This is a genomic window from Microbacterium sp., from assembly GCF_011620715.1.
In the GTDB taxonomy this organism is placed as follows: Bacteria; Actinomycetota; Actinomycetes; order Actinomycetales; family Microbacteriaceae; genus Microbacterium.
Window position 1 is genome coordinate 2,253 of record NZ_WOYP01000082.1, and the last position, 6,758, is coordinate 9,010.

The window sequence follows — 6,758 nt, forward strand, 5'->3', positions numbered from 1 at the left end:
GCAGAGTCCAGCACGGTGGCAGAGTCCAGCACGGTGTACGTCGACCTCGTGACCGGTGATGCCTTGGTCGAATGTGGTCGTGGATCGCGATGATGTCCGGCTGACGTTCGGTGTTGTCGGCACGCACCCCTACGCTTATCGCGATGGATCTCGACGAACTCGATCGGCTGTGGGAGCGGCATCCCGCGTGGCGCCTGTTGCGTGCGCGGAACGCTCCGCTCGTGCTGTCGTTCCTCGGCCGCCACTTCATCGACGAGAACCGGGGCGCGGTCGCTGCCGGCCAGCTCGTGTCGGCGCTCGACGACCACCTGTATGCCGTTCACCGGATCGAACCCGAGCGGTACACGCAGGACGCGAGCGACTACATCGACGACTGGTCCTCGCCCGAGTCCGGGTGGCTGCGGCGGTTCTACCCGGCGGGATCCGAAGAGGTGCACGTCGAGGCGACCCCGTCCCTCGAGAAGGCGTACCAGTGGGTTGAGAGTCTGCGCGCCCGTGCGTTCGTCGGCACCGAGTCGCGCCTGCAGACGCTCGTCGACCTGCTGCGGCAGATCGTGCACGGATCCGAGACCGACCCCGAGACCCGCATCGCCGAGCTCGAGCGGCGCCGCGATGCGATCAATGCGGAGCTTGCCGCCGCGCGCGAGGGCCGGTTCGCGGTGCTCGACGACACCGCGCTGCGAGAGCGTTACCAGCAGTTCTCTTCCACGGCGCGCGAGCTGCTGAGCGACTTCCGAGAGGTGGAGGAGAACTTCCGGACGCTGGACCGCACGGCGCGCGAGAAGATCGCTGGCTGGGAGGGCGGCAAGGGCGATCTGCTCGCCGAGCTCGTCACCAGCCGCACCGACATCGCGGCATCCGATCAGGGGAGGAGCTTTCAGGCGTTCCACGACTTCCTCCTGTCGGAGGGCCGGCAGGACGAGCTCGCCGACCTTCTCGGCGCGGTGCTGGGGATGCCGCAGATCGGCGCCGAGCGGCGCCTGCGCAGCGTCCACCATGACTGGGCGGACGCCGCCGAGCGTGCGCAGCAGACGGTGCGGAACCTGTCGGAGCAGCTACGGCGTTTCCTCGAGGACCAGGTCTGGATAGAGAACCGGCGCGTCATGGAGCTCGCGCGTGCGGTCGAAGCATCCGCGCTCTTGGTGCGCGACACCGTGCCGCGCGGCGACGAACTGGGGCTCGAGATCGATGAGTCCGGTGTGACGATCGCGCTCCCGTTCGAGCGGCCGCTGTACGACCCGCAGCCCGACGTCGTCGTCGACAGCCTGCCCGCCCCGCACACGGTCGACGAGACCGGGCTCGACGGCCTGTTCGCGCAGAGGTTCGTCGACACCGTGCGGCTGGCCGGCAACATCCGCGCGGTCGTGCCGCCGCGCAGTGTCGCCGCGCTCGACGACATCGTGGGGCTGTACCCGGTCGAGGAGGGCATCGCCGAGATCCTCGGCTATCTGTCGCTTGCCGACGACGACATCGCGGTCGAGGTCAGCGACGGTGAGATGACGATCGCGTACGACGATGTCGAGGGTGAGCCTCGACGCGTGCGGATGCCGAGGGTGATGGTGACACGACGGTGAGAAGCCCAGACGAACAGGCGGTCGCAACGGCCACCATCATGCTCATGCGCGAGGTCGTGTACCGCGAGGTGTCCGCCCACGAACCCGTTTGGGAGACCCTTCAGCGGCACCGTGCGCCCGTGGCCGACCACTTCGCCGCGATCGGCATCGACGTGATCGTCGACGAGGCCGAGGGGTACGCGTTCCTGCGCACCCGGGAGCCCGAAGCAGGCGAGACGCCGTTGCCGCGCCTGGTGCGCCGCCGCAGCCTCACCTACAACGTCAGCCTCATGCTCGTGCTGCTGCGCAAGCGCATGGTCGAGTTCGAGGCGACCGCCGGCGACGGCAAGCTCGTGCTCACGCGCGACCAGCTGATCGAGATGCTGCGTGTGTTCCAGGCGAGCTCGAGCAACGAGGCGCGCATCGTCGACCAGGCCGACCGCACGATCGCACAGGTCGCAGATCTCGGGTTCCTGCGAGAGCTTCGCGGTCAGCCGGGCGCGTGGGAGGTGCGCCGCATCCTCAAGGCCTACATCGACGCGCAGACTCTGTCGGACTTCGCGACGCGCTTGGCGCTGTACGCCGGACAGACGGATGCCGTCGGCACGAGGAGTTCGGATGACTGACACCCTCTTCTCCGCTCTCGAGGCGCCCGCGCCTGAGCACCACCGCACCGGGTACCGGCTCCAGCGCATCGAGGTCTTCAACTGGGGGACTTTCGACAAGAGCGTGTGGTCCATCCGCCCCGACGGGCAGACGTCGCTGCTGACCGGAGACATCGGCAGTGGCAAGTCCACGCTGGTGGACGCGATCACGACGCTCCTGCTACCTGCCAACCGCATCTCATACAACAAGGCCGCCGGCGCCGACGTGCGCGAGCGGACTCTGCGCAGCTATGTCGAGGGGCACTACCGCTCCGAGCGCAACGAGGCGACCGGGGCGTCGAGGCCGGTCGGGCTGCGAGACCATCGCTCGTACTCGGTGATCCTCGGCGTCTTCGCCAACGCTGGGTACGACGAGCAGGTCACGATCGCGCAGGTGTTCCACCAGCGCGATCGCACCGGGCAGCCCGACCGGTTCTTCGTGACCGCGAGTGCGGCGCTCGAGGTCGACCCGGATTTCAGCGACTTCGGCTCCGACCTCAAGGCGCTCCGTGCGCGGCTGCGCTCGCACGGAGCCGAGATCGACAACACTTTCCCCGACTACCACCGTCGCGTGCGGCGGCTGCTCGGCATCAGGTCGGAGCAGGCGATGGACCTGTTCCTGCAGACGGTGTCGATGAAGTCGGTCGGGAACCTCAACGACTTCGTCCGCAATCACATGCTCGAGCCGGCATCGGCCGAGGCGAAGGTGCGCGCGATCGTCGACCATTTCGACAACCTCGTCAAGGCGCACGAGGCGGTGCGCACCGCGACTGACCAGCTGGCGCTGCTGACGCCACTGGTGGCAGCCGCCGACAAGTACGACGCGGCGATCGCCCGGCACGCGACCCTGACCGACGAGCGCAGCGCCGTCGTGCCGTACGTCGCTGAGCGGGTGCGCGAGCTGCTCGTGAACGAGACTGCCGCCTCCCGCGAACGCATCGCGGCGCTGGATGCGCGCAAGGCCGGTCTCGTCGCCGTGCGCGACGCGCTGGTGCCCGAGCGCGATCGGCTCATGCTCGAGCGCGCCGGCGTCGGCGGCGATCGGTTGCGCGACCTCGACCACGAGATCCCCCGGGCGAGTGAGGTGCGCGACGCGCGCGTCGAGCGGCGACGGGCGTACAGCACGCTGCTCGAGGCCGCCGGGCTCGATACCGTGGAAAGTTCGGAGGACTTTCTCGCCCGCACCGAGGTCGCACAGCTGCAGCGGGCGCGGCTCGACGAGCAGCGCGGTGACATCAACGCCAGGCAGGATCCCCTGTTCGATCGCCGCGCCGACACCCGCCGGACGCGCGCGGCCGTCGCTGCTGAGATCGAGGGGCTCCGGGTGCGTCGCAACAGCCTTCCCGAGGACCTCGACCGGGTGCGCCGGCGTCTGTGCGCCGACCTCGGGCTCGCCGAGGACGGTGTGCCGTTCGCGGGGGAGCTGCTCGACGTGCGCGACGGGTACGCCGAGTGGCGGGGAGCTGCTGAGCGGGTTCTGCGCGGTTTCGCCCTGTCGATGCTCGTACCCCAGCACCGGTATGCGGATGTGTCGGCGTGGGTGAATGAGAACCGACTGCACGCCCGCCTGGTGTTCCTGCGCGTCGCCGAGCGGCGCGTGCGCACCGTGCCCGCGGCGCGACGCGGCAAGCAACTCGTCGACGCGATCGAGATCGAGCCGGGCCCATTCGCCGACTACCTCGAGGGCGAACTCGCGCAGCGGGCCGACCATGTGCTCGCCGCATCCGTCTCCCAGCTGCAGCGGGAGGACCGAGCCGTCACCCGCGAGGGGCTCATGCGCGATCGCGACCGGCACGAGAAAGACGACCGTCGCAGCGCCGCCGACCCGCGATCCTGGGTGCTGGGGCGCGGCAGCGAGCAGAAGATCGCCGCGCTCGAGGCGGAGCTCGGCGAGCACGAGGCGGCGCTGGCCGAGATCGAGGGGTCGCTCGCCGAACTCGATGACGAGGGTTCGGCGCTCGCCGTGCGTGCACAGTCGCTGGCGGGCCTTGCCCAGTATCCGTCGTGGACCGACCTCGACGTCGACAGTGCCGTGGCCGTGCTCGCCGCTCTCAAGACCGAGCGCGCGTCGCTGGTCGCCGGGTCGTCGCAGCTGGCGGCGATCGACGCGCAGCTCGAGGCGGTGGATGCCGAGGACCGGCGCCTGCGCGATGACACCGACGGCGTGGTCGCCGACATCGGCGGCATCCGCTCCGCGCTGTCGAGTCTCGAGGCGAGACAGCGCCGCGAAGAGGATCTGCTCGCGACGCTGGGTGCCGAGGTCCTCACGCGGGCGCGGGGGTTCTACCCAGCGCTGGGTGAACGCACGACCCGAGCCGATGTGCGCACGGTCGACGACTGCGATCGGCTGCGCGAGTCGCTCACCGGCGCGATCACCTCGGCGATCGAGTCGACCCAGCGCGAGACGAACGGCTACACCACGAGCATCCAGCAGCAGATGGGTGAGGTGCTGCGACGCTGGCCAGAGCTGCAGCAGGAGATGGATGCCAGCGTGGGATCGATCGGAGATTTCCGCGGTCTGCACGAGCGGGTACTGCGCGACGATCTGCCGCGGTTCGAGGCCGAGTTCCGTCATCAGCTCAACACCAACGCGGTGCGTGAGCTTGCCCAGTTCAACGCGTGGCTGCGCCGGCAGGCCGACGAGATCAGCGAGCGCGTCGCGGTGATCAACGAGGCGCTCGCCGCGATCGATTACAACCCGGGGCGCATCATCGTGCTGATCGCCGAGCCGACTGTGAACCAGGACGTGCGGCAGTTCCGCGGCGACCTGCGCGACGCCACCGCCGATGTGCTCGCCGGCCACGACGCCGACATGACCCGGCGCTTCGAGCAGATCCGGGTTCTCATCGAGAAGTTCAAGGGACGCGTCGGCCATGCCGACAGCGACCGCGCGTGGACGCGGCGGGTCACCGACGTGCGCAACTGGTTCAGCTTCGCGGCGAGCGAGCAGGACCGCCAGACCGGCCAGGAGTTCGAGCACTACACCGACTCCGACGGCAAGTCCGGTGGTCAGAAGGAGAAGCTCGCATACACGATCCTGGCGGCATCCCTCGCTTATCAGTTCGGGTTGGAGTGGGGAGTGGAGAAGTCGCGCGACTTCCGCTTCGCGGTGATCGATGAGGCGTTCGGTCGCGGGTCGGATGCGTCGACCCGCTACGCGCTGGAGCTGTTCGCCAAGCTCGGACTGCAGCTGCTGATCGTGACGCCGCTGCAGAAGGTGCACGTCATCGAGCCCTACGTCAGTGCGATTGGTTTCGTCGACAATCCCAGCGGTGCCGCGTCGCGCGTGCACACGCTGACAATCGAGGAGTTCCGTGAACGTCAGCGGGGGCGCTTGGTGTGACCGATCCGGCGCGCTGGACCACGCCTGCGGGCGTCGCCGCAGTCGTCCGTCGCCGATGGGACGACGGGATGCTGCCGCGCGCGTTCGCGCTCGACGAGCCGTTTCCGCGCGTCGAGGTGCCGCTACGGGGCCCTTCGGCGGCCGACCTCGGCGAGTATTTCGATGCCGCGCGCGCGTGGGCGGATGCCGTCAACCGCGGCTCCCGCGACGGACGGGCGTACCACGTGCTGCGGGGGAGGATCGGGGGCCGGCTCGCCGGCGTGACCGAGCTGCCGACGCGCGCCGTTGTGGAGTCGTACGCGCAGGCGTGGCAGTTGTTGGGCACAGCACGGGATGCCGATGCGTTCCGAGCCGTGGTGGCAGCATCCCTCGACGTTCCCACCGCGCGCGCGTGGGCGCTGACCTCGCCTCAGCGTGCGGTCGCGCTGGCCGGGGAATGGGCGACGCTGCTCAGCGCGCACCGGTGGCTCGCCGATCACCGCGACTCGGGACGATATCTGCGGGAGGTGAGCGCGCCGGGCGTGGACACGAAGTTCATCGAGCGACACCGGTCAGTGCTCGCCGCGATGCTCGGCGTGCCATCTGACGCGACGCGGTTCGCCGAGGCGCTCGGCTTCGCCGTCAAGCCTGCGACCGTGCGGCTGCGGTGCGACCCAGCCGTTGTCGGACTTCCATCAGGGGTGACCGAGGCCACGCTGCGTGTCGATGAGCTGGACAGGCTGCGGGCGCGTCCCGATCGTGCACTCATCGTCGAGAACGAGGTGACGTATCTGAGCGTGCCGGTCCCCGACGGATCGGTGGTGCTGTGGGGGAAGGGGTACGACGCCGATCGCGCAGCATCCCTCCCGTGGCTGGCCGATGTGCCGGTGCTGTACTGGGGTGACATAGACACGCATGGGTTCGGCATCCTGCACCGCGTTCGCGCCCACCTGCCGCACGCGCGCTCGATCCTGATGGATCGCGAGACGCTCCTCGCGCACGAGGGCCGGTGGGGGAGTGAGTCCGTGCCGACCACGACGGCGATGACCGGGCTGGATCCTGCTGAGACTGCCCTGTACACCGACCTCGTCACCGATCGCTTCGGTTCTGCGGTACGTCTGGAGCAGGAGCGCATCGACTGGGCTTGGGCGATGGGGCGTCTGCGGGATGCCGGCTGGTAACGCAACACACGCTGGATCCGCCATGACACGGCGTCTTCCTGGTGTCGCATCGGGTCTT

The 6,758-nt window shown here is 69.3% G+C and carries 4 protein-coding genes; all 4 read left to right on the forward strand.

Going from position 1 to position 6,758, the window contains the following annotated elements; genetic code table 11:
• Positions 1-143 precede the first annotated feature (143 nt).
• The 4 genes from QZV84_RS07950 to QZV84_RS07965 are packed head-to-tail and all read left to right on the forward strand — an operon-like array spanning position 144 to position 6,700.
• A complete protein-coding gene (locus QZV84_RS07950) occupies positions 144-1,574 on the forward strand; it encodes a DUF3375 domain-containing protein (RefSeq protein ID WP_292827938.1) in 1,431 nt (476 codons plus the stop codon).
• A complete protein-coding gene (locus QZV84_RS07955) occupies positions 1,571-2,179 on the forward strand; it encodes a DUF4194 domain-containing protein (protein WP_292827941.1) in 609 nt (202 codons plus the stop codon). The genes QZV84_RS07950 and QZV84_RS07955 overlap by 4 nt, the downstream gene beginning before the upstream one ends.
• Positions 2,172-5,540 carry an ATP-binding protein gene (locus QZV84_RS07960; RefSeq protein ID WP_292827944.1) on the forward strand — a complete coding sequence of 1,123 codons (3,369 nt, stop codon included), beginning with the start codon at positions 2,172-2,174 and terminating at the stop codon, positions 5,538-5,540. The genes QZV84_RS07955 and QZV84_RS07960 overlap by 8 nt, the downstream gene beginning before the upstream one ends.
• A complete protein-coding gene (locus QZV84_RS07965) occupies positions 5,537-6,700 on the forward strand; it encodes a DUF3322 and DUF2220 domain-containing protein (protein WP_292827947.1) in 1,164 nt (387 codons plus the stop codon). Before QZV84_RS07960 ends, QZV84_RS07965 begins: the two co-directional genes overlap by 4 nt.
• Positions 6,701-6,758 lie beyond the last annotated feature (58 nt).